The organism is Luteibacter sp. NPDC104163 (genome assembly GCF_055584245.1).
Map to the genome: position 1 here is coordinate 122,731 of NZ_JBVJMK010000009.1, position 24,997 is coordinate 147,727.

The window sequence follows — 24,997 nt, forward strand, 5'->3', positions numbered from 1 at the left end:
CGCCGTGCTGGCCTGGATGATCTATGCCGTGATCGTTGCCGTCGCGCTGGGCGCGGCGGCGGTCATCGCCGAGCAGGCCGCCAGGCGTCGCCGTAAACCCACCCGGTGGCTGTGGCTGATGGCCATCGCGGGATCGGTGATCCTGCCGGTCATCATGGCCACGGTATCGATTCCGTTTCCTGCGTTCGTGCGGCCTAGCCCTTCAGCGGCGGCCACGGCACCAGCTGCCCCGCTGGTCCTGCGCGACACGACGACGATTCCCCTGGCGTCCCGGGTCATCGACTGGAGCGGGGCGGAGCCGTACACGACATCGAGCCATATCAATCGCTTCGTCTGGGATATCTGGCTGGGCAGCTCAGTCACGCTGATGCTCTTCCTTGGAGTGAGCACTACGCTCTTCCACCGGCGCAAACGTGGCTGGGTGCCGGGCCAGTTGCGTGGCGTACCGGTACTGGTGTCCGACAACGTCGGCCCCGCGGTGGTCGGGCTGGTTCGCTCGCATATCGTCGTCCCCGCCTGGGTGATGCAGGAATCCCCCGAGCAGCAGCGATACGTCATGGCGCACGAGCAGTCCCACCTGCGGGCGCGTGACCCGTTGCTGGTGGCGGCCGCAGTGACGCTCTTGCTTTCGATGCCATGGAACCCCGTGCTCTGGTGGCAGTTCCACCGCCTTCGCTGCGCCATCGAGGTCGATTGCGATGCCCGTGTCCTGCGCGGTGGCGGTGATGTCGGGGACTATTGCGAGACGTTGATCCAGGTGGGCGAGAACCAGGCCGAGTACGTCGCCGCGATCACGGCGATGTCGGAATCCATGTCGTTTCTCGAAACGAGGATCAGGCTCATGTTGGCGAAGCCGCAGAAGTGGGCGCGTGCCTCGGCGTTTATCCTGGTCAGCATCGCGCTTGGCGTAGCGGCGTTCGCGGCGCAGATTGCCCCGCCGGGCGTGCATGCGTCGACCGCGAATGACGCGGTAGCCGTGGACCCCGCCATCCTTGATTCGTACGTGGGCACCTACGAGCTCAGTGACATCTCGTCGATCACGATCCGGCGCAAGGGAGATGCACTTACTGCCGCGCCGATCGGACAGGCCGCGGCGGCCGGTGTCATCGACGTGACCACCCTCAGTGCGACGCAGTTCCTGGTGCAGCCCGTCGACGCCACGCTGGACTTCACCAAAGGACCCGACCAGCGCGTCAACGCGGTGGTCGTGCGTGTCCATGGACAGCCTTTTGCCACGGCGCCGCGTGTCGATGACGCCACGGCCCGGCAGATACGCGAGAACCTGGCCGCGCGGGTGCGGAACCAGACCCCCTACCCCGGCAGTGAGAAGGCGCTGCTGACGGTACTCAGCAACCGCGGGGACAGCGAGGGCATGAGCCCGATGTCGCCGCCGCCCGACCAGTACACGCATGACAGGCTCGTGGGCTACTACGCCAGGCTCGGGCCCGTCACGTCCTACCGGTTCAATGGCGTGACCGACTACGGCTGGGACAGCTACGATGTCCAGCACGAACACGGCGCGCAGCAGGCCTTCCTGATGCTCGACAAGGACGGGCTGATCGTCAGCGCATTCGTGCGGCGCCAGTGATGCGGTATCCCTTGGGAAGCGGAGGCGGCGGCATGCGTGGACGGTGTTTCCTGGTGCTCGTGGCCATTCTCATGGTCGGCTTCGCGAAGCTCGCATCCGCCGCTCCCGCGCCTGCACAAGACGCCGATGTAGCCATCGGTCCGTCGGTCGTTCCCCTTAACGGCCCGTGGCGATTCCATGCCGGCGACGATCCGCATGCGGCATCGCCCGGCTTCGACGATAGTGCGTGGGAGACGGTCGATCTCACCCCGGCCCCGGGCTCGCACGACGGCGACGTGGGCCTGCCGGGCTACGTCACTGGCTGGAACCAGCGTGGCCATGCGGGCTATACCGGTTTCGCGTGGTACCGCCTGGACGTTACCGTCGATAACCCGGGTGGCCGGCCGCTCGCCCTGGCGGGGCCTACGCTCGTGGACTCCACCTACCGCCTCTACATCGATGGCAATGATGCCGGTGGGCCGGGTGACTTCTCCGGCGCGACGGCCGGCGTGTACAGCGTGCGTCCCACGGTGTTCTCCTTACCCGCCGCGGTGGGTACGCACACGTACCACCTGGCCCTGCGCGTGTGGATGGACCCCGTCGACGAAGCCGAAGAGAGCGGCGGCATCCACGTGGCGCCGATCATCGGCGACGCCGAGAGCATCGAACACCTGCACCAGGTGCAATGGCTGAAGACGTTCAACGGCTACGTCGTCGACGCGGCTGAACCGTTTGCCTTCGTCGTGCTGGCGATCATGGCGCTCTCGCTCGTGGCTACGCGCTCGGTGCGCGCCTACGGATGGCTGGCCGTCGCGCTGGTGCTGCTTGCCCTGCTCCGCGTGAACCAGGTGCTGTTCTACTGGACGCCTTACCTGAGCCTGCGCGGGTATGACATCGCCGTCACCGTCGTGTTGAGACCACTGGTCCTCGCGGCATGGACGCTCGCGTGGCGCGACTGGTTCGGAGTGGCACATCGGCGATGGCTGCGTAACGCTGTCGCGGGCCTCACCGTCGCTTACGTGATCCTTGCGTGGCTGGGTCGGCCTTGGATGCCCACCGGGCATGCGATCGCGCCGTTCGCCGATGTGGCGATATCGGCCATACGGGTAGCGTTCGTTGCGCTTTACCTGTGGATAGTTGGTATGGGCGTGGCACGTGCGCGCGGTGTGGCAAGTTACTTCGGTGCGCTCGCGGCAATCCTTGTCGGCATCGGGCTGTTCGCGACCGAGCTCAACGTCGTCGGGATACCGGGTATCTGGTTCCCCTATGGTGTCGGAGTGGCGCGGGGGCAGTATGCGTATGCGGCATTCATCGTCGTGATGTTCGGCCTGCTGCTTGGGCGGCTTGCTTGCGGCCCTACGATCGCGCGCAAGCGCGCTCCTACAGGTTAGGGGCGGGTCGCGGGGCCAGCCATTTCAGGGCGCGCTTGATCCATGCGGCGGCGGGTGCCTGGTTCCAGACGAAGGTGCCGACGCTTTCCGCGGGCATGTCGACTGCGAAATGGTGTTCGCCCTGGGACACCGAGAAGCGCCGTGCCTGCGTGCTGATATTCACCACGACCATGACGATCGAGCCATCCGATGCGTTCTGGAAGACGACATTGGCGAGCTTCTTGTCGGCGTCGGTATCGGTAGATTTCACCCTCACGGCGCCGGGTTCGACGAAGCGACTGAAATGCGCGATCGCGTAATACTCGTCGTTGCGCGTGACATCGCCCGTCTCCGAATCGATCGTGATGAGCCCCTTGCACAGCCGGCAGCCGCCGAACTGCGGCCCGTGGTTCTCATCGAGCGCGAGGTTCCAGTAGATCACGCCGCGCGCCCACTGCCGGGTTCCCGTCACCAGCAGGTTGCGCGAGAACCACAGCAGTTCACCGTTCATGTCGAGCGGCCAGTCACCACCGGTGCACTCGGTGATGTAGGTGTCCTTGTCCGGATGCGCGCGATGCACCTTGCCCTGCTCGAACGGGCTGCCTTCGTAACAATGCCACGCGACGCCATCGACGTAGCGGGCCGCGTCCGGGTCGGCAAGCACGGCCAGCGGCTGCGACGGCACGGCCCAGTTATGGTCCCACTCCAGGATGCGCGTACGCGGCGTGCGGCTGGCCAGCTTGGGGCCCAGGTATTTGATGACGCTGATACGGGTCGCCGGGTTCATCAGCATGCCCGGGTAGCTCACCGGTGAGTACAGCGGCTCGTTCTGCAGGGTCAGCGCGTAGATCGGGATGCCCTGGCCGCGGAACGCATCGACGTAGCGCGCCAGGTAATCCGCATAGGCCTCGTGGTACTGCTCCTGCAGCTCGCCACCCAGCAGGTTCTGGTTGTCCTTCATCCAGGCGGGCGCCGTCCACGAGGACGACACGATGAGCAGGCCCGGGTTGATCGAGAGCGCCTGCTTCACCACCGGGATCAGGTAGTCCAGGTTCGGTGCGAGGTTGAAATGCCGCAGCTTTTCGTCGGTCTGCCCGAACGGCATGTCGTCCAGCGTGTACACGTTCAACGAGAAGTCCGACGAGCCGATGGTCAGGCGCATCATGTTCATGTTGAGGTTCGGCGGCTCGCCGTACAGCTCATCGAGCAGGGCACGCCGCTGCGTCGCGCTCATCCGGTTCTTGATCAGCCACGCCGAAGCGTCGGTCATGGATGCGCCGAAGCCATCCATGACCTGGTGGCGGGTGGCCGTATCCACGTTGATGTCGGCATCGGCCGCTGCTCCGTCGAGCAGGGAGATATCGGTCTGCGGGGCGAGCTTCAGGCGGTGATCGGCCGTGCTGAGCCAGAACTCCACCACGGGGGAGGTGCGCACGAAGGTGGCTGACTGGAAAGCGCGGGGCGCGGCGGCACGCCACCGCGGCACCCACACCGCCGCAACCGACAGCAAGACCAGAAGGCCCACGAAGATGGCCGTGACCCGGTGGGAACCCGTCCTTTCCTCACCCATGGCGCGCGCACGTCCTGTCGCTCGCGTTGTGGCTCACCTGGTTCACTCGCGTACGGGCCTTTCTCTGGCTACCTAATGTGACAACAGGATAGCCAAGGCAGGCCCAGCCGGATAGGACAAAGGCCGCCAGCCCATGCCCCGACGTGTCGGTTAGCCGGGGATTTCCGGCTCGACAAGCAACGCCAGCAGCTGCAGCGATTCCTGCCAGCCGAGGTAGCACATCTCCACGGGGATGGCCTCCGGGATGCCTTCCTGGGTGATATGCAGGTCGACGCCCATGGCCAGCTTCGTCATGACGACCGTCGTGACCATCTGCCCGGGAAGATTCGGGTCATCGAACACATCCGTGTAGCGCAGGCGCTCGCCCGGGACGACCTCGAGGTACTTCCCGCCGAACGCGTGGCTGTTTCCAGTGGTGAAGTTGGTGAAGGACATCTTGAAGGTGCCACCCACCTGCGCGTCGAGGTGGTGCACCTTGCAGGTAAACCCATGCGGCGGCAGCCACTTAGGCAGGGCGTCGGCATCGGTGAACGCCTTGAACAGGCGCTCGGGCGTGGTGCGGAGGACGCGGTGCAGCGTGACGGTACCCATGGTTTTCCACCTCGTTGAGTGTGCAGAGGACATCCCTCTATCCCTGCGTCGAATGGCCAGGGCCAAATTCGACAGGCTCCGGGTGGGTCAGGCTAAACGAATTCCGCGATAGCCGCCCCTAGGGCTGTGCGGTGCCACCCGGCACGGCCTGGAGCGCACCCACGGTCACATGCCCCGTCCAGTCCTCGAACACGTTGTTCGCCTGCTTGTCGATGAACTGGACCACGGTGTTCGTCGGCGGGCACGACGTGGGCGCCTTGCCCTCGGCCAGGTCGCGGAAATCCTGGGAGCCGGCCATGCAGTAGCTGTTGCCGCCACTGGATTTCAGCGCGGCCATGCCATCGTGATAGCGGGTTTCGGCACGAGGCGCGGCGACCGCATCGGCGTACGTCCGGCGCATGTCGGTGAGGTAAGCCTCGGCACGGCGTAGCTCGTCGGCCGAAAGCGTGGCCTTCAAGGCATCGCGCGGCTGGACGAATCGCGGTGTCTGCCGCTCGGCCGCCAGGGTGAACCAGGCATACGCCAGCGGCCGGTCCATACGTTCATGGTCGCCGTTGAGGGCCATGATGCCCAGCACGTACTGCGCGGGCTTGCTCGCCCAACCCGCCGCTTCCTTGAAGAACCGCTGCGCAGCCTCGGTGTGCTGCGTGCCGTAGTTCTGAGCACCGAGGCAATAGTAGTAATCGCCCGGCAGGAACTTCTCCATGCCGATGGCGCACTTCGCATCGGATAGTTCCTGGTCGGTGGCATGGCTCGCCGCTTCATCGGCATGCGCCGCTATGCCGACCATCAAAAGCATGGCAACGAACGTTGCCCTTGCCACTCGCATGACCTGTTGCATGTGTTGCTCCGTATGCATGGCTGGCTCCCATCCAGCGTCCCCGCGGCGCATGGTTTAGCACTTCAGCGGGTAATGCGATACGACAATATTTTGCGACGTGCTCAGCTTCCGTCCTGCCAGCCGCCACCCAGGGCGTAGAACAGGTGGATGCGCGTGTCCGATACGGTGGATTCGGCCTCCGTCAGCGCCGTTTCGGCGGTGACGCGCGTGCGCTCCGCGTCCAGCGCGCTGAGGTACGGTGTGCGGCCGGCACGGTACAGGTCCGCCGCCTGCTTCGACGCCGTCGTCGCATCGGCCAGCGCCTGGCGCAGCGTCTCTTCACGGTCCAGCGCATGCGCATAATCACTGAGCGCGGTCTGCGTTTCCTTCAGCGCCTGGATGACGGTCTGGTCGAAGGAAGCCAGAGCAACGTCAGCACCGGCTTTAGCGACTTCCACGCGCTCCCGCGCCGAGCGCGTCGGTATCGTCCAGCTGATCAACGGGCCGATGGACCAGGCTCGCTGCGGCGCCTGCCCGAAGTCGGCCAGCAGGCCATTGGTCCCGGCGGATGCTCCGAGCGACACGCTGGGATACAGGTCCGCCGTGGCGATACCGATGCGAGCGGTCGCCGCAGCGAGCTTGCGTTCGGCTTCGCGGATATCGGGGCGACGCTTCAGCAACGCCATGCCGTCCCCAACGGGGATGGGCTGGTTGGGCGCCGGTGCCGCCGTGCAGGATTTCGCCGCGTCCGGAATGTCGCCTGGCACATGCCCCAGCAAGGCGGCCAGCGCGTACTGCGCCGCTTCGTGGCGACGTTGCAGTGGTGGCAAGGCCGCCCGCGCGAGGTCGAGCTGCGCCGACGCACGGGTCACGTCGAGTCGATTGCCCAGCCCGGCGTCGAACAGGCGCTTCGCTACGTCGGCGCCACGCTGCTGCACCTGCACCGTATGGTTGGCGACGTCCATGTCGTGCGCGGCCTCGCAGATGCCCACGTAACTCGCGGCGACCTGCGCCGCCACGGTGATCCGCACGACATCGCGCGCCGCCATCGCCGCTTCAGCGTCCGCGGAGGCCGCTTCCACGCCACGACGCAGCTTGCCGAACAGATCGAAGTCGTACGACGCCTCGACACCGGTCACCGCGACGTTGAAGGTGGGGAGCTTTTCCTCTTGCAGGTAGGACTGCGCGGAGATCAGGGTGCGCTGCGCGGTGGCGCTGGCCGTCGTCGTCACCTCGTGCTCGGCTTCCGCCGCGGCCAGCAGCGCGCCAGCGCGGCGGAGGTTGGCGTCCGCCGCGCGCAAGCTCGCATTGGCTTGCAGGGCCTGTCGTTCCAGCCCGTCGAGGGTCGCGTCGTTGTAGAGCTTCCACCAGTCGTCGCGCACGGGCGCTGCGGCATCCGTCCCAGCGCCATGTTCGGCGAGGAAGGCCCCGTTCGCCCTGGCGTCGTTGACCATCGCCTTGTCCGGCACGCGGTAATCCGGGCCAACCGTCGTGCAACCCGCGAGCACGAGGGGCCATGCAAGCGATGCGAAGGCAAGCCGCCGATTCATCGCGCCGCCCCCGCCCGATCCTCCATGCGGATCGTGACCGTCGCCGTGCGTCCCGCGACAAGCAGCAGGTCGGGGGACACGTGGTCGAGGCTGATCCGCACGGGGATACGCTGCGCGAGGCGCACCCAGTTAAATGTCGGGTTGATGTCGGGAAGCCCCTGTGCGCTGTTCGCTCGCTCGCGATCGGCAATGCCCGCGGCGACGCTCTGCACCTTCCCGTGCAGTACGCCCTGCTCACCCATGACCTGGATCGTCACGGCCTGGCCAGGCTTCACGCCGTGCAGGCGGGTTTCCTCGAAGTAGCCATCCACGTGGAATGAATTCCCATCCACCATCGCGAACGGAGCATGTCCCGCGCTCACGTAGTCACCCGCACGCACCACGTGGTCGTTAAGCGTCCCGTCCGCGGGCGCGCGCACCACGGTTCGCTCCAGGTCGAGGCGTGCGGTATCCGCGGCGGTCACGTCGGCGTGCAGGCGCGCTTCGGCCGCGGCCAGCTTCGCGGTGACCTGTTCGGCGGATTCGCGCGCCACCAGATCGCTGACCGCACGGTTTCTCGCTTCCTCGCGGCGCAGCTCGGCGACGACGGCGCGCTGCTCCTCCACGGCCGCATCCGCACGACGTACCGCGAGTTCGAAACGCGCGCGGTCGACGACGAACAACGGCTGGCCGCGCTTCACCGTGTCGTTGTCGTGGACGTACACGTCGGTCACCAGGCCCGAGACATCCGGTGCGACCTGCACCGTATCGGCACGGATGTGCGCGTCGCGCGTCCACGGCAGGTCGTCGTAAGCCCGCCATACGTGGATGCCCGCGCCGATCGCGGCAGCTACGAAGGCGAGGGTCACGACCGTCGGCAGCAGCCTGCGTGCGAACTCAGCCATGGGCCACCTCCGGCATGAGCGCCAGCACGCCGGCGACGGCCAGCACGTAGATCGCGAGGTTGAACAGCGCGGGGTGCCAAACCCACGCGTAGAAGTGCGTCTTGCCGAGGACAAGGCGCACGAGGCTTTTCACGACGTAGGCCGCGACCAGGACGGCCAGGAGCGTCGGGATGTACACGCCGTAGAGGCTGAACTCGCCGTAGAGGGGGATGTTCACTGGGAGAGGGGGGATAGTGTGGGAGGAGAGGCGGGGTGGGATACGACGGCTGCCGCGGGTGGCAGCGCCAGCAGGGCAAGGCGGTAGCGCAAGAGCGCGGTAGCGGCGCCGGGGTGGGTAACGGCGAGTGTCGCCGTTGCCACGTCGATGGCGTCCAGCAACACGGCTGGTGGCGGGAGCGAGGCGTGCGCCGCGAGGCAGTCGCGGAAATAGCGGTGGCTTGCCTCTAGCACGGGGTCGAGCGCCGTCGCGCCGTTCGTCCGCTGCTCACGCAGGTCGATCAGCGCGACGCTGACGCGCAAGTCACGCACCGCGTCCATGTGCGAGAGCGGGCCGCCGGTCGTCAACGCGAGGCGCGGCATCCACTGCGCGGTGCGGTCGACAAGTAGCGACAACGCGGCACGGCGATCCACCCGCAGGTCGCGACGCGTAAGCGCGATCTGCTCGCGCCAGTTGGCCCGTGCGAGCCGGCGTGCGCCGATCTGCGCACCGAACGGACGGGTGACCGCGCTCCACACGGCGGCGAAGGCCAGCCCGCCCAGCGCAGCGAGGCTGCTGTTCGCGTAGTCGTCGAAGCTGGCGGCGGAGTTGTTGTGCAGGGCGATGCCGCTGATCGTTTGCGAGGTCACCAGCAGCACGCCCATGTTGAAGGCGGGGCGCCCGGTCAGCGTGCCGACCAGCACGAGTGGTGGCGCCAGCGCCAGCGCCACGCCGGTGAAGCTGGTGATCTGTGGAAAGAGGTAGAAGAGATAGACGAGCCCCGCGGCGACGCTGATGGTCTGCCACAACAGGAAACGGCCGATCAGCGAGGCGGGCGCATCCGATGCGGCGAAGAACGCCGTGGAAACGGCGACCAGCACGACGCCAAAGGCGCCGCCGGGCCAACCGCTGTACAGCCACGCTACGGCCGCCACGACGAACGCGAGCGCTGGCGACAGCGCCGCGTGGAGCATCATCACGTGGTCATGGAAGCGGCGGCTGTCATCCGGCACGGCGTCGCGATAAGCCAGCGGAGGCGTGCCCGGGGCCTTGACGATGAAAGCGCGGTGCAGGACGAGGCAATCCTGCCAGAGATCCACGAGGTCACGCAGGCGCTCGGCCGCGTTGATGGCCGGCAACGCGTCGCCTGGCTCTGCCGCGTGCCGTTCGCACAAGGCATCCATGGCATGGCGCAACGCGTCGCCCTCGTCAGGCGCGCCGTCGATACCCTGGCGCAGCCACGCGATCACCTCGCCGAGAACGCGTTCGCACTCGCGCGCGGCAGCGCTGTCACGCAGCGATACGTGCGCCAGCGCATCGGCAAGCGAAGCGACCTGCGGGATCAGCATCGTCATGCGATAACGCACCTGCCGTGCTTCGCTGGCCTCGTTACGGCGCGTTGCGTCGTGGCCAAGGTGCGTGATCAACGCATCCAGCGAGGCGATGTCGCTCAGCAGGTTGAAGCGCAGCGGTGGCGTGGTCCGCCGCGCCGGGTCGGTCAACCGCCGCACGGCCCACGCGGAGGCATCCTTCATCAGCGCCGCCACGCGCTCATGGAACACCGGGCCTACGCGGTCGGGGAACAACACCGTGCTGACGACGCTCGCGCAGACGATGCCGAGCAGGATCTCTTCGGTTCGCGCCACCGCGGTATCGAACACCGCACCGGGCGCGATGATCGCGGACACCGCGATCAGGGGCGTCGTATACGAAGACAGCAGGAATCCATACGCGCTCGGCTTGTTGTCACGGAGCGACAGGTACAGCGCGATCGCGCTCCACGTACCCATGGCCAGCACGAGGGTGAGCGGGCGCGATGAGAACAGCGCGACGAGGCACACCGCCACCGCCGCGCCCAGCACCGTGCCGAACGCGCGATAGATCGATTTCGAGCGCGTGGCGCCCGAGAGCGGATGCGACACGATGTATACGCTGGCGAACGACCAGTAGGGATTGGGCAGCGGAATGCGTAGCGCGATGTAGAACGCCAGGATCGCGGCGACGAAGGCCTTCCCCGAATAGAGCCATTCGGAGGCCGTGGGCAGTACGGGACGCATGGACGTCAGGCCTCGGCGTCGTCCTGGCCGTCGAATACCAGCGCCGCGTTCAGCGCCTGGTGGACGCGCAGCGCGGCGCGCACATCGTCCTCGCTCACGCCCGCGAGGATCTCGCGGCGCATCTGCACCATGCGCGCTTCCATCTGCACCGCCATGGCCTTGCCCGCATCGGTGAGCCAGAGGGTCTTGGCGCGGCGGTCGGCCGGGTCGCTTTCGCGACGGACCAGGCCGAGTTCCACCAGCTTGTCGAGCGTACGCACCAGCGAGGGACCGGTAACACCGATCTGGTCGGCCAGGGTCACCTGGTTGATCCCGCCGCCCGAGCGGCCGACCAGCAGCATCGGTACCACGGTGGCGGAGGTCACCTCGAAATCACCCAGGCGCACGTCCAGCATCCGCTGGAAGCGGCGGCTGGTGGCGAGCGCGAGGGTGGTCAGCTGCATGTGCAGCCGGTCGAGGGGCGTCATGGCGAAAAGAATAGCATGCTAATAATTGCGATAACAACATCAGCCGCCCCGGCGCTTCAGGAAGTTGGGGTTCCCGTACAACTCACCGGCTTCGCCTGCCCACTGTCCGGGTCCATCGACCCGGAGTGGTAAAGGTCCGCGTTCCGGCCCTTGGTCCACCAGATGACCGAGCCGGCCGCGTAACGCACCCCACTGGCCGACATCAGGCTCACCAGCAGCTGCGGCTTGCCGTCGATCGGGACCAGCGCGAAGCTCTGCCCGTTGTCGCCGTTCCAGTAGCTCACCGTAAACGGCTTGCCGGTCGGGCAGCGGTAGGTGAAGACCATCGGCTTCCCGGTCGCGACACCCGGGATACCGAGCCCCTGGGCATGGACCGGGGTGGCGCTGGCGAGCGCCACCAGGGCGAGAACCGCAACGAGTTTCATGGCTTTCCAAGCTCCTCGGCCGCTTGCAGCAGGGGTACCCCGGAGACGCGCAGCAGGCCGGTGTACGGCGCCTCCAGTTCCATGACCAGGAAAATCGACCCCGAGAAGGCCAGCGCCGCGCAGAACAGCACGACGCGCACCGATGGGTTATGCATGGCGAACGTGCCCATGCCGACGAAGATCAGGATGATCCACGCGGTGACCACGATGAGCAGGGGCAATGGCTCCGAGGACTTCTCGTGCTCGGAGGTGAGGATGCGTTCATGCGCGAGCTCCGCCGAACATTCCAGCGCGCGGTGCTGGAACCACCACTGCGCTTCGGTCGTCGGGCGCAGTTCCAGGATCCTGCGCTGGAGCAGGGTGATGATGCTCAGGCTCGTCTGCGGCAGGCGGAATACGATCCGCTGCATTTCGCCATCGGGAGACACCCGGTTGGTCGCGCGGGCCAGGAAGGCACGCAGGTCGGCGCGGATCGGCTCGGTCTCCGGGCCATAGCCGGAAAGGGCACGGTCGAGCAGCAGGGTCGACGTGGCGACGCCGACGATGTCGTCGTTGGCGCGATCGAAGGTCGCGCGCGCGGAGGTCACCATGAAGCCCAGGACCAGGGCCGCCAGCGTGGCCATCATGCTGATCCCGAACTGCGCGGCTTTCTGCGCCTCGTAGACACGGTGCTGTTCCGGCATGCGCCGCGCGATCCACTCGCCGATGTAGAGGCTTGCGCAGGCGAGCAGGAACACGCCCAGCGAGACGACGATCGCGAACATCGGTGGCACTCCCCATGGGTTGGCCCCATGGTGGCGGGGGACGCGCCGCGCGGCTTTCGAAATAGCACGGTCCGTGATGGACCGGTCGCTGCTATCCTGCCGAGCTGTTTGGCGGGAGCATCGCCGGGTGCGAAGCGCAGCGACAACACGGGTTCCGCGTATGGCCACGTTCGGGGCTGCCCTGCGCCTGTGGGCCGGCCTGCTCGTGCTCTCGGCGCTGGTCATCCTGGCCTCGGTGCTGGTCGGCGGCGATGGCTCGTCGCTGCACGCCTTCTGGCATGGGCTTGTCGGGACAGCCGACACCCCCATGCACAGCATCGTCCACGAACTGCGTATCCCACGCTCCCTCGCCGCGTATGGCGTGGGCGGCCTGCTCGCCCTGTCCGGCTGCCTCATGCAGATCCTGGTCCGGAACCCGCTGGCCGATCCGTACACCCTGGGTCTATCCGGGGGAGCGGCGGTGGGCGCGCTGGGCGCCATGCTCGCGGGCGCGGGGGCGGTCGTGACGGCCGGCGGCGCGGCGCTCGGGGCGCTGTTCGCCTGCGTCGCCGTCTTCGTGCTCGCGCACCGTGACCTCATCGCCCGCCGGCGTACCGCCCACCGTGACGATGCGACCGACCTGATCCTCATCGGCGTCATGCTCGCCTCCGGCTTCGGTGCCATCGTCAGCATGATGCTGGTGCTCGCCCCCGACCGGAACCTGCGCGGCATGCTGTTCTGGATGATGGGCGACCTCAGCGGCGTGGCGAGCCCATGGCCGCCGCTGCTCTCGATGCTGGTGGCCCTGCTGCTGGTCACCCCGCTCGGCCGCCAGCTGAACCTGCTGGCACGTGGCGAGGAATCGGCCAGTGCGCTCGGCGTGCGGCCGAACGCCGTCAAATCGGCCATCTTCGCCATCGCCTCGCTCGCCACCGCGGTCGCGGTGACCACTGCGGGCACCGTCGGCTTCGTCGGCCTCGTCGTGCCGCATGCCCTGCGCCGCCTCGTCGGCAACGACCAGCGCGTGCTCATCCCGGCCAGCGCCCTGTGCGGTGGCATGCTCGTCGTGTGCGCCGACACCATCTCGCGGATCGTCGCCGATCCCATCCAGCTGCCGGTCGGCGCGGTCATGGCGATCATCGGCGTTCCCACGTTTCTCGTCCTGCTGGTACGCCGTCGGTGAGCGCCACGCTCACCACCGAGCGGCTGCGGCTGGCGGTGCGCGATCGTCAGCTCGTCGATGCGCTGGACCTGCGCATCGAGCCCGGCCAGGTGTGGTGCGTGCTCGGCCCGAACGGAGCCGGCAAATCCACGCTGCTGCGCACGCTCGCCGGCCTGCGTGATGCCGAGGGCGGCCGCGTGCTGCTCGATGGTCGCGATGTCGCCCACTGGAAGCCGCTGGAACTGGCCCGGCGCCGTGGCTTCCTCCCACAGGCGGTCGTCGATGCCTTCAGCCTCACGGTGATCGAAGCCGTCACCGCCGCGCGGCATCCCCGGCTGCCTTTCTGGGCCTGGGGCGATGAAGACATGGGCACGGTGCGAGCGGCGCTTTCCCGTTTCGAACTCGATGCGCTGGCCGAGCGCGATATCACCACGCTTTCCGGCGGCGAGCGCCAGCGGGTGAACATCGCGGCGCTGTTCGCCCAGGACGTGGATGTCATGCTGCTGGACGAGCCGCTATCGTCGCTCGACCTGCACCACCAGATGAAGACCCTGCATGAACTGGTGCTCGCGTCGCGCGCCGGGCATGCCGTGGTATTCACCGTGCATGACATCAACCTGGCTATGCAGCACGCGACGCACGCGGTGTTGCTCGACGGCCACGGCGGTGCGCTCGCCGGCCCCAGGGAAGCCGTGGTCACGCCGCAAAACCTCACCGCCGCTTTCCACCATCCGATCCGCGGCATCACGATCGATGGCGAGATCTTCTTCCGTGCCGCCCGCCTGACGGACACCCGCCCATGATTCGCACCCTTGCCTTCATCGCCGCGTTGCTTGCAGGCCCGGCCAGCGCGACCGCCATCCGCGTCACCGACGATGCGGGCCACACGGTCACGCTGGCGGCACCCGCGCACCGGATCGTCAGCCTCGCGCCAAACATCACCGATACGCTTTACGCCGCCGGCGCGGGCAGCTTCGTCGTCGGCACGTCACGCTTCAGCGAACACCCCGCGGCGGCAAAGAGCATCCCGGTCGTCGGCGACGCCACCATGCTCGACCTGGAGCGCATCGTGGCACTGCGCCCCGACCTGATCATGGTGTGGAAAAGCGGCACGCCGGCCGCGCAGGTCGAGAAGCTCGCCCGGCTGGGCATTCCCATCTATTACGCCGAGACCACCCGCCTGGCCGACATCCCGGCCGCGACCCGCCGATTCGGCCAGCTGGCCGGCACCGAAGCGGCGGCGAATGCCAACGCACTCGCATTCAGCAACGCCCTGGACGGCCTGCGCAGCGCCTTCGCCGGCAAGAAGCGGCTGAAGGTGTTTTTCCAGGTATGGGACCGGCCACTCATGACCGTGGGGCGTGCGCAGATGATCTCCGACGCCATCGACCTCTGCGGTGGCCAGAACATCTTCAACGACCTCACCCAGGCGGCCCCCACGGTGGGTCGTGAAGCCGTCCTCGCCCGCCAGCCCGACGTGATCATGACCGCCGGTGGCGAAGGCGATTCGCTCTCGGCGTGGACCCAGGGTAGCGGCCTGGCTGCGGCGCGGCGCGGGAACGTCATGGCGATCGATGCGCCGACGCTTGCCCTGCCCTCGCCCTCCATCCTGCCCAGCGTGCGGACGCTGTGCCTGAAGCTCGACGAGGCACGCCGGCGCTCACCCTGAACGGCCTTGTGGTCGTCATCACATTCGCCGTGTTTACACTTCGCGGGTGTCCCCGCCGACCCGAACCATGACAGACGCCAGCTCACCTGCCGTGAATCGCGATCTCACCTGGCTCGACGGGGGTGGCGAACTCGGGGCGCTCATCCGCGCTTTCGACTGGGAGCGCACGGGCCTTGGGGCGCTGCCCTCGTGGCCGCAAAGCCTGCGCACTGCCACCAGCCTGCTGTTGCTCTCGCCCGTGCCGATCGTGCTGCTCTGGGGCGAGAAAGGCATCATGATCTACAACGACGCGTATTCGGTATTCGCCGGCGGCCGCCACCCGCAGCTGCTGGGTTCGGAAGTACGCGAGGGCTGGGATGAGATCGCCGACTTCAACGATAACGTCATGCGCGTCGGCCTGGCCGGCGGCACGCTCGCTTACAAGGACCAGCGCCTGACGCTGCAGCGGCACGGCAAGCCCGAGCCGGTATGGATGAACCTCGATTATTCGCCGGTGCTCGATGAAAGCGGCCGGCCGGGCGGCGTGATCGCCATCGTCGTGGAGACCACCGAGCGCGTGCGCGCCGAAGCGCTGCTGCGCGAAAGCGAAGGTCGTTTCCGCGCCCTGGTAAACGCCACGTCCGACGTCGTGTACCAGATGGATCCGAAGTGGGTATGCATGAGCGCGCTGGACGGGCGTGGCTTCATTGCCGATACGGACGCGCCCTCGCCGGACTGGATGACGAACTACATGCCCGTCGACGAGCAGCCGCGCGTGCGCGCCGCCATCGACGAAGCGGTGGCCAGCAAGGGCATCTTCGAGCTCGAGCATCGGGTCAAGCGGGTGGATGGCTCGATCGGTTGGGTGCAGTCGCGCGCGGTGCCCGTGCTCGATGAGGAGGGCGCCGTCACCCAATGGTTTGGTGCCGCCGGTGACATCAGCGTCCGCAAGTCGGCGGAGCAGGCCCTGCGCGAGAACGAGGCACGCCTGCGTTTCCTCGATGCGCTGAACGAGCAGACCGCGCGCAGCACGGATGCCGACGAGATCCTGCGCATCAGCACGCGGATGGTGGGCGAGCACCTTGGCGTGGCCCTGTGCGCGTACGCCGACATGGATGCGGACGAAGATGGCTTCACCATCCGCGGCGACTGGACGCTGCCTGGTTACGACAGCATCGTCGGCCGCTACCGCCTGCGCGATTTCGGCAGCCTCGCCGTCGCGCGGCTCAGCGAAGGCAAGCCGCTGATCATCGAAGACAACGCGAGCGAGTTACCCGCCGACGAAGCACGCGCGTTCCGCGCTCTCGGCATCGCGGCGACGATCTGCATCCCCCTGGTCAAGGAAGGCAAGCTCACCGCATTGATGGCGATCCACGATGGCACGCCGCGCGAATGGCAGTTGCGTGAGCTGGCGTTGCTGGATGAAGTAACCGAACGCTCGTGGGCGCACATCGCGCGCGTGCGCGCGGAGGCCGATGTACGCGAAGGCGAACGTCGCTTCCGGGAAGAACTCGAGCAGCAGGTCGCCGAGCGCTCGGCGGCGCTGGAGCGTTCGCAGGCGCACATCCGCCAGACGCAGAAGATGGAAGCACTGGGCAGCCTCACCGGCGGCATCGCGCATGATTTCAACAACCTGCTCATGGCCGTGCAGGGCAGCCTGGAACTGCTGCGGGAGCGCATGCCGCAGGATCCCCTGCTGCTTCGCCTCGTCGATAACGCGCGGGCTGGTGCGGAGCGCGGCAGCTCGCTTACCCGGCGCATGCTCGCCTTCGCCCGCCGGCAGGACCTGAAGTCCGAACGCGTCGATCTTCGCCGCCTCGTCGAAGGCATGACCGAGCTGATGCAGCGCTCGCTCGGTGCCACCATCACGGTCGAAACCCATTTCGCAGCGAACCTGCCCGCGGTCGAGGCCGACGCGAACCAGCTGGAATCCGCCCTGCTCAACCTCGCCGTCAACGCGCGCGATGCGATGGACGGGGTGGGCACCATCGTCATCAGCACGAGTGAGGCGTGGGCCGGCCACGACGATGAGCGCCTCTCGCCGGGCCACTATGTGCGGCTCGTGCTCGCGGACACGGGCGCAGGCATGGACGAGCACACCCTGAAGCGTGCGACGGAGCCCTTCTTCACCACGAAGGGCGTCGGCAAGGGTACGGGCCTGGGCCTCTCCATGGCCCACGGCCTGGCCGAGCAGTTGGGCGGCGCCCTCATCCTCAGCAGCCAGCCCGACCAGGGCACGACGGCGGAGATCTGGCTGCCCGCCATGGCCCCGACGGCCGACACCGCGGCACCACAGCCCGAGGCAACCAGCGCGAAGCCACGCTGTCCCGGCACGAAGCGCATCACCATCCTGACCGTCGACGACGATGACCTGGTCCGCGCCACCACGGTGGAGATGCTGGAAGACCTCGGCTACGAGGTGGTCGACGCGCGCTCGGGCGCCGAGGCGCTCGGCCTGCTCACGACGCGACGCGTGGATCTGGTGATCACGGATCACGCGATGCCGCATATGACCGGTGCGCAGCTGGCCGTGCAACTGCACGACCGGTGGCCGGCGCTCCCGGTGATCATGGCCACGGGCTACGCCGATTTGCCGGTGGGCGTGCAGCTGGATCGGCCACGGCTCGCCAAGCCCTATTCGCAGGCCTCGCTCGCCGATGCCATCGCCGGCGCGCTGCCCTGCGAAGAGTGAGCCTCAGGCCTTGGCGACGATGAGCCAGGCAGGCGCCCAGCTGTAATCGTGGATGTGGCTGGTCGAGGCGACGCGGTAGCCGGCGCGGGTCAGTTCTTCCTGCCATGCGCTGATCGGCTGCTCCCAGTTCGACGGGGCTGTGGCACGCAGCTGTCCCAACAGCATCGGGGCGAGAAAGCCGCCGGTCACGAGCGGCGCGTCGTCGCCATACTCACGCGCCACGCCTTCGTAGCGCGTTGCCAGCGATAAGAACCGCTCCTCGGCGTTGGCGAACGCCGGCACATCGAATTCCACGATGGCGAGGCGCGTGGCATGCCGGCGCAGCCGCTTCAGGGCGGCAAGGCGCTCACCGGGCGGTATCGACTGCAGGGCGAACGTGGATTGCGCGAGATCCCAGCGCCGCTCAGGCGCCAGCTGCGCGAGGAAGGCCTGGAGGGTGAGCTGCCAGGCCTTGCCTTTCGGGAGCCTCGGCCGCAGGGCGTCGAGCAAGCCACCGGAGGGTTCGACGACATCGACGGTCGCGGGCACATGCCGGGTCTGGCCCAGGGCAGGCAGCAGGGCCATGCCATCGCCCACGCCGATATCGAGCAGGCAACGCGGCGCCAGCTGTTCGTACAACCGGGCGAGGGCCGCACTCACCGCACCGTACAGCGGTGGATTGCCACCGGCGCGGATGAACACCTCGAAGGCACGCGGCTGGTCGTACGCGCCATGCGCATCCGCCCCTTCCGTCGCGCCCAGGAGCGCCGCCGCCATCACCGAGCCATCGTCCCGGGCCTTCGCAAGCCACGGCCGCGCGTCGCCATGTTCGGCGAGCAGGCGCAGCGCGAGGGCGAGCGGCGTGGTCATCGGCGCATTCTAGGTCAGCGATGGCTGCACGCGTGTCAGTGCGCCTCGTCGCCCTTCTTCGGCGGCAACCGGTAACGCTGGTGGCTGTAGGCCCAGCTCGGCCACAGGGCGTGGGCCAGGGCCAGCTTCTCCAGCTGGGGATCCACCACCTGCGGGTCGAGCTTCTCGCCCTGCACGCCGTAGTGGTACTGCGTCGCGGGCTGGTTCGGACGCAGCACCAGCAGGGTGTCGCCGTTGAGGTAACCGTAGTTGTCGCCGTACTGCATGATCGCGCGGTCGGGATAGCGCTGGGTGAGGTCGGCGCCGAGCATCGGGTGTTCACTGCTGATGCCGATCAGCGAGAGCAAGGTGGGCGCGAGGTCGATCTGGCTCACGATGTGCTCGTCCTTCTTCACCGGCACGCCCGCGCCCAGGATCAGCGCAGGGATGTGGAAGTGGCGCACGGGTACGAGGCTGGCACCGAAGACGCGCGCATCGTGGTCGGCCACGATCAGGAACACGGTGTGGTCCCAGTAAGGCGACGCCTTCGCCTTCGCGAAGAACTGCCCGATCGACCAGTCCGCGTAGCGCACGGCATTGGCATTGCTCGCCGGTTCGCCCTCGGGCGTGATCCGCCCGGCCGGGTATTCCCACGGCGTGTGGTTGGAGACCGAGAACGCCACGGTCAGGGTCGGCTTGTCACCATCATCGAGCAGGCGCTGGTGCAGTTCGTTGAACATGTCTTCATCGGAGGCGCCCCACGAGCCGACGAAGGCGGGCTTCGTCTTGAAGCTGGCGCGGTCGACGACTTCGTTGAAGCCGTTGCCGAAGAAGAACGAACGCATGTTGTCGAAATGCGCTTCACCACCGTAAAGGAAACGGGTGTGGTAGCCGAACGTATCGAGCAGCGCGCCGAGCGTGAAGAAATCGCGCTGGCTGCGCGGCAGCTTGAGCACGGCTTCCGCCGGCGTGGGCAGGAAGCCCGTCGTCACCGCTTCCAGTCCACGCGCGCTGCGCGTACCGGTGGCGTAGGTGCGCTCGAGCCACCAGCCCTCGTTCGCAAGCTTGTCGAGCTCCGGCGTATAGCCCGCGCCGCCCAGGCTGCCGACGAACTGCGCGCCCAGGCTTTCCTCGAGGATGATCACCAGGTTGAGCGGCTTGCCATCCTGGCGCGTGGCCGTCTGTTTATGCAGTGACGGGTAATCCGGCTCGATCGGTGCGCCGGTGAAGCCTGCGGTCGTGCGCACGATGTCGTTCATTTCGCCATCGGGCATCTTGCCGTAGACGGCGGAGGCGGAGCGCTCGTTACCGAGCGCCATGGCCGCGTTGAGCACGTTGTAGAGCGAATTGAGCGGCAGCGTGTTCACCATGGCATCGTTGGTGAACGCGACCTGCGAGGCATTGAGCGGGCGGTGCTGCAGCGTGCCGCGCCCGGCCAGGAACAGCACGCAGAAGACCAGCACCGTCGCCACCGGCCGCAGCCAGCCACGCACGGCGCGCGCATCCGGCCGGCGCGTCGGCAGCAGTTTGAAGCCGATCCAGCCCAGCAGGGCGAACACGATCAGGCCCACGCCTACCGAGAGCTTGTAGCCGTTCCACAGCATCGCGGCCACTTCGTGCGGGCTGGTGAGGTATTCGAAGTACAGGCGGTTCGGGCGCGTGTCGTATTCGATGAGGAACTGCGGGGTGGAGACCTCCAGCAGCACGTAGAGCAGCCACCACAGGCGCAGCCACCAGGCGGTGAGACGCGTGGGCCACGCCCGGTGCCCCAGCCAGGGCGCCAGCAGCGCCGGCACCGCGATGACCATGGCCAGCAGGGAAAGGTCGATACGCCAGCCACCCAGCAGTACCGGCCACAGGCCGCCCGCGTCATGGACGCGCGTCCATTGCCAGGCGGAGAAGGCCAGGCGGGCGAGGGTCAGGAAGACGAGGACAGCGGCGGCGAAACGCCAGATAAGCTTGCGCACGAGGAGGATCCGGGCTGGGCGCGGCTTTACCGCCGCGCGGTGACAGGCATGTTACTGCCCGGGCACTTTACACTGTGCGCCTTACCTGCAACTTCCGGCGAGCCCCCGGGGCCCGCCCATGAGGATCCACGATGTTCAGACTGGCCGACGCCACGCCCATCGCCACCGGCCACGTCCGCGAGGTGTACCAGCACCCGGACGACGAAAACCTCCTCGTGAAGGTGATATCCCACGCCTCGATCGAAGCCCGCTGGAACCAGGCCCCCTGGTACCGCCGGCTGGCCCGCAGCGGCCCTTACAAGGATTTCGTCCGTGAGTTCCGCGAATACGTGACCAGCGTATACGTGGGCGGCTATGAGACATCGCCCGTCGCTCGCGTGGTCGGCCTGATCATGACCGACATCGGCCTGGGCCAGGTCGTCGAAAAGGTCCGCACGCCGGATGGCCGTCTCGCGCCCACGCTGCACGACTGGGTGAAGGCCGAAGGGTTCACCGAGCACACCCGTGCCGAGATGGAGGCGTTCTACGCGCGCCTGCTCAGCCACAACACCATCGCGGCCGACCTGCACGCCTGGAACGTGGTGTATGGCGAGGATTCGCGGGGTGGCCCGCGCCTCGTCATGATCGATGGCTTCGGCGAGAAGAACATCCTCCCGCACCAGTCGATGAGCCGCTCGCACAACGCCGCCCGCACGAAGAAAAAATACGAGCGCATGCTGAAGCGAACGATCGCCGAGGCACCAAGCCGCACCGGCTGAAGCCGTCACCGCCTACTGAACCGCACGGCCTGAAGCCGTCACCCTGTAGGAGCGCGCTTGCGCGCGACGCCGTTCGCGGGAGAGCTGCAGGACCTGCTGCGTTGAGGCGAAAGATGTCGCGCGCAAGCGCGCTCCTACAGGGGCTTGCAGCCTTGCTTTGTCGCGTTGGGGGGGAGCAGGACGAAATCCACGCGGTTGGCGGTGCCGAGCGGGCGTACGTTTTCCTTCACGACGCAGCTATCCAGCGCATCGTCGTTGGCGAAGATGAACCGGTGCGCGGGATCCGCCGCCTGCCAGGCGCGCGCATCCGCGAGCTGCTCGGCGGCGGCGCGGGAAAATCCGAACTCCGCGACGGGGCGACGCGCCTGTAGCAGGTTTTCTTCGCGCCAGGCCACCAGGCCGAGCTGCCCATCGGGACCGATCGCATCGTCCGCCACGGCCATCACCGCACGAGCCGACTGGTTCATGTTGAGCAAGGGATAGGTGCCGAGTGGCCAGATCACCCAGCCCAGCGCCATCCCGCATAGCAACGCACCGATCCCGCGTCGGGGCCGGAACACGGCCGCGGCCACGAAAAAGCCGACACCCACCACGACCACCCAGATCCACAACGCTTCGCCGTGGCCGGCCAGCTCGTAGCCTTTCGCGAGACGCCGCGCGACCTTCGGAGCCGCCTCCAGCGCCCACACGCCCGCGGCCGTGAACACGATGCCCGCGGCCACGGTGAGCCAGAATGCGATCCGCGGCAGCCAGCGTGTTTTCGCCAGTTCAACCACATGCGGCGCCATGGCGATCGCCAGCATCGGCAACATCGGCAGGATGTAGATCTCGCGCTTGCCGCGCGGGATCGAGAAGAACACAAGGACCAGCAGGCACCACGCCAGCGGGACCCACACCCGCGGCTCGCGCAGGCGCAGCGCATCACGCCAGCGCGGCGCCACCGCGGGAATAAGCAACCACGTGGGCAGCCACCCGCTGGCGATCACGACCAGGAAAAACCATGGCGCCTCCTCGTGCTGCCAGGAGTTGGCGTAGCGCTCGGCGGTCTGGCGGAACAGGATGTCGTTGACGTACGAAAGGTACTCCGCGTCGCCGTGCCCATACGCTGTCGCCAGCATCGGCACGAGCCACAGCGCGATAGCAAACAGGAACGCCAGTGCACCCGCCGCCCACCGCCAGCCATCGCCCTGCGTACGCAGCACGCCCTGCCAGCCACGCATGCGCAAGATGACGTAGGGCAGGAGCATGAACAGGGCGATGACACCCACGCCCTTGGTGATGACGCCGAGGCCGGCGGCAAAGCAGCCCAGCCAGTACATGCGCCAGTTCGGGCCACGCAGGCAGTGCAGCAGGATCCCGGTGTTGCCCAGCGTGATCCAGAAGAGATTCAGCGGATCGATCTGCGCATGCCGCACCACATCGATGAACGGCATGCTCATCAGCACGATGCCTGCCGCGAACAGGCCGGTGCGCGCATCCCACAGCCGCCGGCCGAGGTGCCAGGTAAGCGCGAGTGTGCCCAGGCCCGAAAAGAGCGAGGTGAGCAGGAACGCACCGCGCCAGCCGCCGGTGAGCCACATCCATGCGGCCTCGGTCCACATCAGCATCGGCGGCTTGTCCGAATACAGTTCCATGCCGCGATGGGGAAACAACCACTGGCCGGATTCGAGCATCTGCTTCGCGACCAGCGCGAAGCGCGGTTCGTCCGGTGGCCACGGATCGCGCAAGCCGATGCCTGCGGCAAGCACGATCAGTGCGATCAGCATGAACCAGGCGAAGTTCCGCCACGATGTGCGGTCGTCGGTGTAATGCATGCAACAGGGGGCCCGTAGTGAGGCGGTCATGCTAGCCGACAGGGTGTGTCGAAGGGCTTACAGGACCCTTAGACGAAGCTCACTTTTTGACGACGGCGCCTGTTTACGGCCCATTGCGGGCGGGGCGCCTCCTCGGGGCACGGCCGGGTCGAATCCGGCCGCTGCCGTCCCCATTTCAATTTTTCGAAGCTGGGACGTCTAGGGGTTTCGCCGGTGCGGATACCGGTGTGCGTCCCTGCCCGTACGCATGCCGGTTCCGCACCGTGCGACCCTATACGTGGAACACCCCCCATGAACGCGGTACCCCGAACGATGGACCCAACCGAGGCGACTGGCGCGCCACGCGGACGGCGGGCCGACCAGGTCGTCGCCCTCTTCCGTGAGCACAACGCGGCCCTGGTCGCGTTCCTCCGTGCGCGGCTGAACTCGCTGGCGGATGCCCAGGAAGTCGCCCAGGAGGTGTACCTGAAGCTGCTGTCGCTGGACGAAGCCACGAAGATCGACTCGCCCCGGGCGTTCCTCTTCCGTGCCGCGGCCAACCTGGCCGTCGATCGGCTGCGTATGCGCAACGTGCGCGCCGCGGCGCCGGTCGATCCGGACCACGATGACTGGCACGTCACGCCCCTGCCCGAACAGCACGCGGCGGCGCTGCAACAGTGGCGGGATATGCGCGAGGCGCTGGACGAGCTGCCACCCAAGACCAGCCGGGCCTTCGTGATGCATGTGATCGACGGCCGCGATTTCGCCTCCGTCGCGAAAGAAATGAACCTGAGCGAGCGCATGGTGCGCTACCACGTCGGCCATGCCCTGGCGCATTGCCGCGACCGCCGTGACCGTGCGGAGACCCTTCGATGAGCACCACGACTTTCGCCCCCGCACACCGGATCGAACACGCGGCTGCCGAATGGTGGGCCCGCCTGCGCGACCCCGCCCTGCCCGACCAGGCCCTGGCCCAGTGGACGGCCTGGCTGGAAGCGGACCCCCGCCACGCGACCGCGTTCGATCGGGCCTGCGCCATGGCCGAGGAAGCCGCCGCCCTGAAGGGCGACCAACGCGCGGACCTGCTGGCACGCTTTGCGCCCCGGGCCATGGCAGCGCCGCGGCGCGCGCCGCGCACCCTACTGGCGCTCGCGGCCGGCCTGGCAGCCGTCGTGGTCCTTGGCGGCGGGCTGTTCCTTGCCTACCGGCATGGGCCGGACGCACCGCAGGTCTATGCCAGCGAACGGGCGGGCCACCGCGATATCGACCTGCCGGATGGCTCCAGCATCGAACTCGGTGGCGCGACCTCGATCACGGCACGCTATGGCCACGATATCCGCGCCATCGACCTGGACGCGGGCGAAGCCTTTTTCCGGGTGGCGCACGCCGAGCGGCCCTTCGTGGTCACGGCGGGCCCGCTACGGATCCGCGACCTGGGTACCGCGTTCAACGTGCGGCGCACCGGGGATCGCGTCACCGTGGCGGTCACCGAAGGCCGCGTGCGGGTATCGCCGGCGGCGGACAACAGCGATGGCGGCACGGTCGAACTGGGCGCGGGGCGCGAAGTCTCGTTTGATCCTGAGACCAATGCCATGCGGATCCTGGATATCGACCCCGTCGCCGCGACCGCGTGGCGCGAGCATCGCCTCGAGTTCGTCAACGAGCCGCTGGCGTCCGTGCTGGACAACGTCAACCGCTACAGCGGCCGGCCCATCAGGCTGAATGACCCGGCACTGGCCCGCCTGACGTTTACCGGTACGGTCCAGGTCGATACCATCGACAGTTGGGTGGCGGCCCTGCCGCGCGTCTTCCCCGTCCGCGTGGATACGTATGCCGACCACCTCGAACTGAAGCGACAGACATCCATGGCGCGGAGCCCAAACCCGCGCTGACCCAACCGAAGTCTTGG

At 67.5% G+C, this 24,997-nt stretch carries 22 protein-coding genes; 9 read left to right on the top strand and 13 right to left on the bottom strand.

From position 1 onward, the window contains the following. Positions 1-4 precede the first annotated feature (4 nt). Both ACZ6YI_RS13110 and ACZ6YI_RS13115 read left to right on the top strand, forming a co-directional pair. Complete coding sequence (locus ACZ6YI_RS13110) at positions 5-1,588, top strand: M56 family metallopeptidase (protein WP_465779046.1); 1,584 nt, start codon at positions 5-7, stop codon at positions 1,586-1,588. A gap of 32 nt (positions 1,589-1,620) precedes the next feature. Then, entirely contained in the window at positions 1,621-2,958 is a 1,338-nt protein-coding gene (locus ACZ6YI_RS13115) for a hypothetical protein (protein ID WP_465779047.1), read from the top strand. Here ACZ6YI_RS13115 and ACZ6YI_RS13120 read toward each other — a convergent pair. The 10 genes from ACZ6YI_RS13120 to ACZ6YI_RS13165 all read right to left on the bottom strand — a co-directional run bounded on the left by ACZ6YI_RS13120 (position 2,948) and on the right by ACZ6YI_RS13165 (position 12,261). After that, positions 2,948-4,507, bottom strand: a complete 1,560-nt coding sequence (locus tag ACZ6YI_RS13120; RefSeq protein WP_465779048.1) for a glycoside hydrolase family 30 protein — start codon at positions 4,505-4,507, stop codon at positions 2,948-2,950. The genes ACZ6YI_RS13115 and ACZ6YI_RS13120 overlap by 11 nt on opposite strands. 150 nt (positions 4,508-4,657) lie before the next feature. Further along, the gene (locus tag ACZ6YI_RS13125) at positions 4,658-5,098 is read right to left on the bottom strand and encodes an SRPBCC family protein (protein ID WP_465779049.1); all 441 of its coding nucleotides are present in this window, start codon (positions 5,096-5,098) and stop codon (positions 4,658-4,660) included. A 118-nt stretch (positions 5,099-5,216) separates the two neighbouring features. Then, positions 5,217-5,939 (bottom strand): hypothetical protein, encoded by a 723-nt coding sequence (locus ACZ6YI_RS13130; RefSeq protein ID WP_465779050.1) that lies wholly within the window; start codon positions 5,937-5,939, stop codon positions 5,217-5,219. Positions 5,940-6,040: 101 nt separating this feature from the next. After that, positions 6,041-7,468, bottom strand: coding sequence for an efflux transporter outer membrane subunit (locus tag ACZ6YI_RS13135; RefSeq protein WP_465779051.1), 1,428 nt, complete (start codon positions 7,466-7,468; stop codon positions 6,041-6,043). Then, positions 7,465-8,352, bottom strand: a complete 888-nt coding sequence (locus ACZ6YI_RS13140; protein WP_465779052.1) for an efflux RND transporter periplasmic adaptor subunit — start codon at positions 8,350-8,352, stop codon at positions 7,465-7,467. Before ACZ6YI_RS13140 ends, ACZ6YI_RS13135 begins: the two co-directional genes overlap by 4 nt. Further along, the gene (locus ACZ6YI_RS13145) at positions 8,345-8,569 is read right to left on the bottom strand and encodes a DUF1656 domain-containing protein (RefSeq protein ID WP_440324628.1); all 225 of its coding nucleotides are present in this window, start codon (positions 8,567-8,569) and stop codon (positions 8,345-8,347) included. Before ACZ6YI_RS13145 ends, ACZ6YI_RS13140 begins: the two co-directional genes overlap by 8 nt. Next, positions 8,566-10,605, bottom strand: a complete 2,040-nt coding sequence (locus ACZ6YI_RS13150; protein WP_465779053.1) for an FUSC family protein — start codon at positions 10,603-10,605, stop codon at positions 8,566-8,568. The genes ACZ6YI_RS13145 and ACZ6YI_RS13150 overlap by 4 nt, the downstream gene beginning before the upstream one ends. Positions 10,606-10,610: 5 nt before the next feature. Further along, a complete protein-coding gene (locus tag ACZ6YI_RS13155) occupies positions 10,611-11,072 on the bottom strand; it encodes a MarR family winged helix-turn-helix transcriptional regulator (RefSeq protein WP_465779054.1) in 462 nt (153 codons plus the stop codon). Between the two features lie 56 nt (positions 11,073-11,128). Continuing rightward, positions 11,129-11,497, bottom strand: a complete 369-nt coding sequence (locus ACZ6YI_RS13160) for an MliC family protein (RefSeq protein ID WP_465779055.1) — start codon at positions 11,495-11,497, stop codon at positions 11,129-11,131. Continuing rightward, positions 11,494-12,261: a bestrophin-like domain gene (locus tag ACZ6YI_RS13165; protein ID WP_465779056.1), complete on the bottom strand. Its 768-nt coding sequence runs from the start codon at positions 12,259-12,261 to the stop codon at positions 11,494-11,496. The genes ACZ6YI_RS13160 and ACZ6YI_RS13165 overlap by 4 nt, the downstream gene beginning before the upstream one ends. 160 nt (positions 12,262-12,421) lie before the next feature. Between ACZ6YI_RS13165 and ACZ6YI_RS13170 the strand changes: the two genes are divergently transcribed. From ACZ6YI_RS13170 to ACZ6YI_RS13185, 4 genes are all read left to right on the top strand, one after another. Beyond that, positions 12,422-13,423 carry a FecCD family ABC transporter permease gene (locus ACZ6YI_RS13170; protein WP_465779057.1) on the top strand — a complete coding sequence of 334 codons (1,002 nt, stop codon included), beginning with the start codon at positions 12,422-12,424 and terminating at the stop codon, positions 13,421-13,423. After that, a complete protein-coding gene (locus ACZ6YI_RS13175) occupies positions 13,420-14,205 on the top strand; it encodes an ABC transporter ATP-binding protein (RefSeq protein WP_465779058.1) in 786 nt (261 codons plus the stop codon). The genes ACZ6YI_RS13170 and ACZ6YI_RS13175 overlap by 4 nt, the downstream gene beginning before the upstream one ends. Continuing rightward, positions 14,202-15,071, top strand: a complete 870-nt coding sequence (locus ACZ6YI_RS13180; RefSeq protein ID WP_465779059.1) for a cobalamin-binding protein — start codon at positions 14,202-14,204, stop codon at positions 15,069-15,071. The genes ACZ6YI_RS13175 and ACZ6YI_RS13180 overlap by 4 nt, the downstream gene beginning before the upstream one ends. Before the next feature lie 67 nt (positions 15,072-15,138). Beyond that, positions 15,139-17,742 (top strand): response regulator, encoded by a 2,604-nt coding sequence (locus tag ACZ6YI_RS13185; RefSeq protein ID WP_465779060.1) that lies wholly within the window; start codon positions 15,139-15,141, stop codon positions 17,740-17,742. 3 nt (positions 17,743-17,745) lie between these two features. On the opposite strand, the gene ACZ6YI_RS13190 is transcribed toward ACZ6YI_RS13185, so the two are convergent. Together ACZ6YI_RS13190 and ACZ6YI_RS13195 are read right to left on the bottom strand one after the other, a co-directional pair. Beyond that, positions 17,746-18,591 (bottom strand): class I SAM-dependent methyltransferase, encoded by an 846-nt coding sequence (locus tag ACZ6YI_RS13190; protein ID WP_465779061.1) that lies wholly within the window; start codon positions 18,589-18,591, stop codon positions 17,746-17,748. Positions 18,592-18,626: 35 nt separating this feature from the next. Continuing rightward, on the bottom strand, positions 18,627-20,537 hold the full coding sequence (locus tag ACZ6YI_RS13195; protein WP_465779062.1) for an LTA synthase family protein: 1,911 nt from the start codon (positions 20,535-20,537) through the stop codon (positions 18,627-18,629). Positions 20,538-20,668: 131 nt separating this feature from the next. Between ACZ6YI_RS13195 and ACZ6YI_RS13200 the strand changes: the two genes are divergently transcribed. Then, positions 20,669-21,295 (top strand): YrbL family protein, encoded by a 627-nt coding sequence (locus ACZ6YI_RS13200; protein WP_465779063.1) that lies wholly within the window; start codon positions 20,669-20,671, stop codon positions 21,293-21,295. A 134-nt stretch (positions 21,296-21,429) separates the two neighbouring features. Here ACZ6YI_RS13200 and ACZ6YI_RS13205 read toward each other — a convergent pair whose 3' ends face one another. Then, positions 21,430-23,109, bottom strand: a complete 1,680-nt coding sequence (locus ACZ6YI_RS13205) for an ArnT family glycosyltransferase (RefSeq protein ID WP_465779064.1) — start codon at positions 23,107-23,109, stop codon at positions 21,430-21,432. A gap of 291 nt (positions 23,110-23,400) precedes the next feature. On the opposite strand from ACZ6YI_RS13205, the gene ACZ6YI_RS13210 reads away from it, so the two are divergent. After that, positions 23,401-23,964 (top strand): RNA polymerase sigma factor, encoded by a 564-nt coding sequence (locus ACZ6YI_RS13210; protein ID WP_465779065.1) that lies wholly within the window; start codon positions 23,401-23,403, stop codon positions 23,962-23,964. Continuing rightward, positions 23,961-24,980 (top strand): FecR family protein, encoded by a 1,020-nt coding sequence (locus ACZ6YI_RS13215; protein WP_465779066.1) that lies wholly within the window; start codon positions 23,961-23,963, stop codon positions 24,978-24,980. The genes ACZ6YI_RS13210 and ACZ6YI_RS13215 overlap by 4 nt, the downstream gene beginning before the upstream one ends. Positions 24,981-24,997 lie beyond the last annotated feature (17 nt).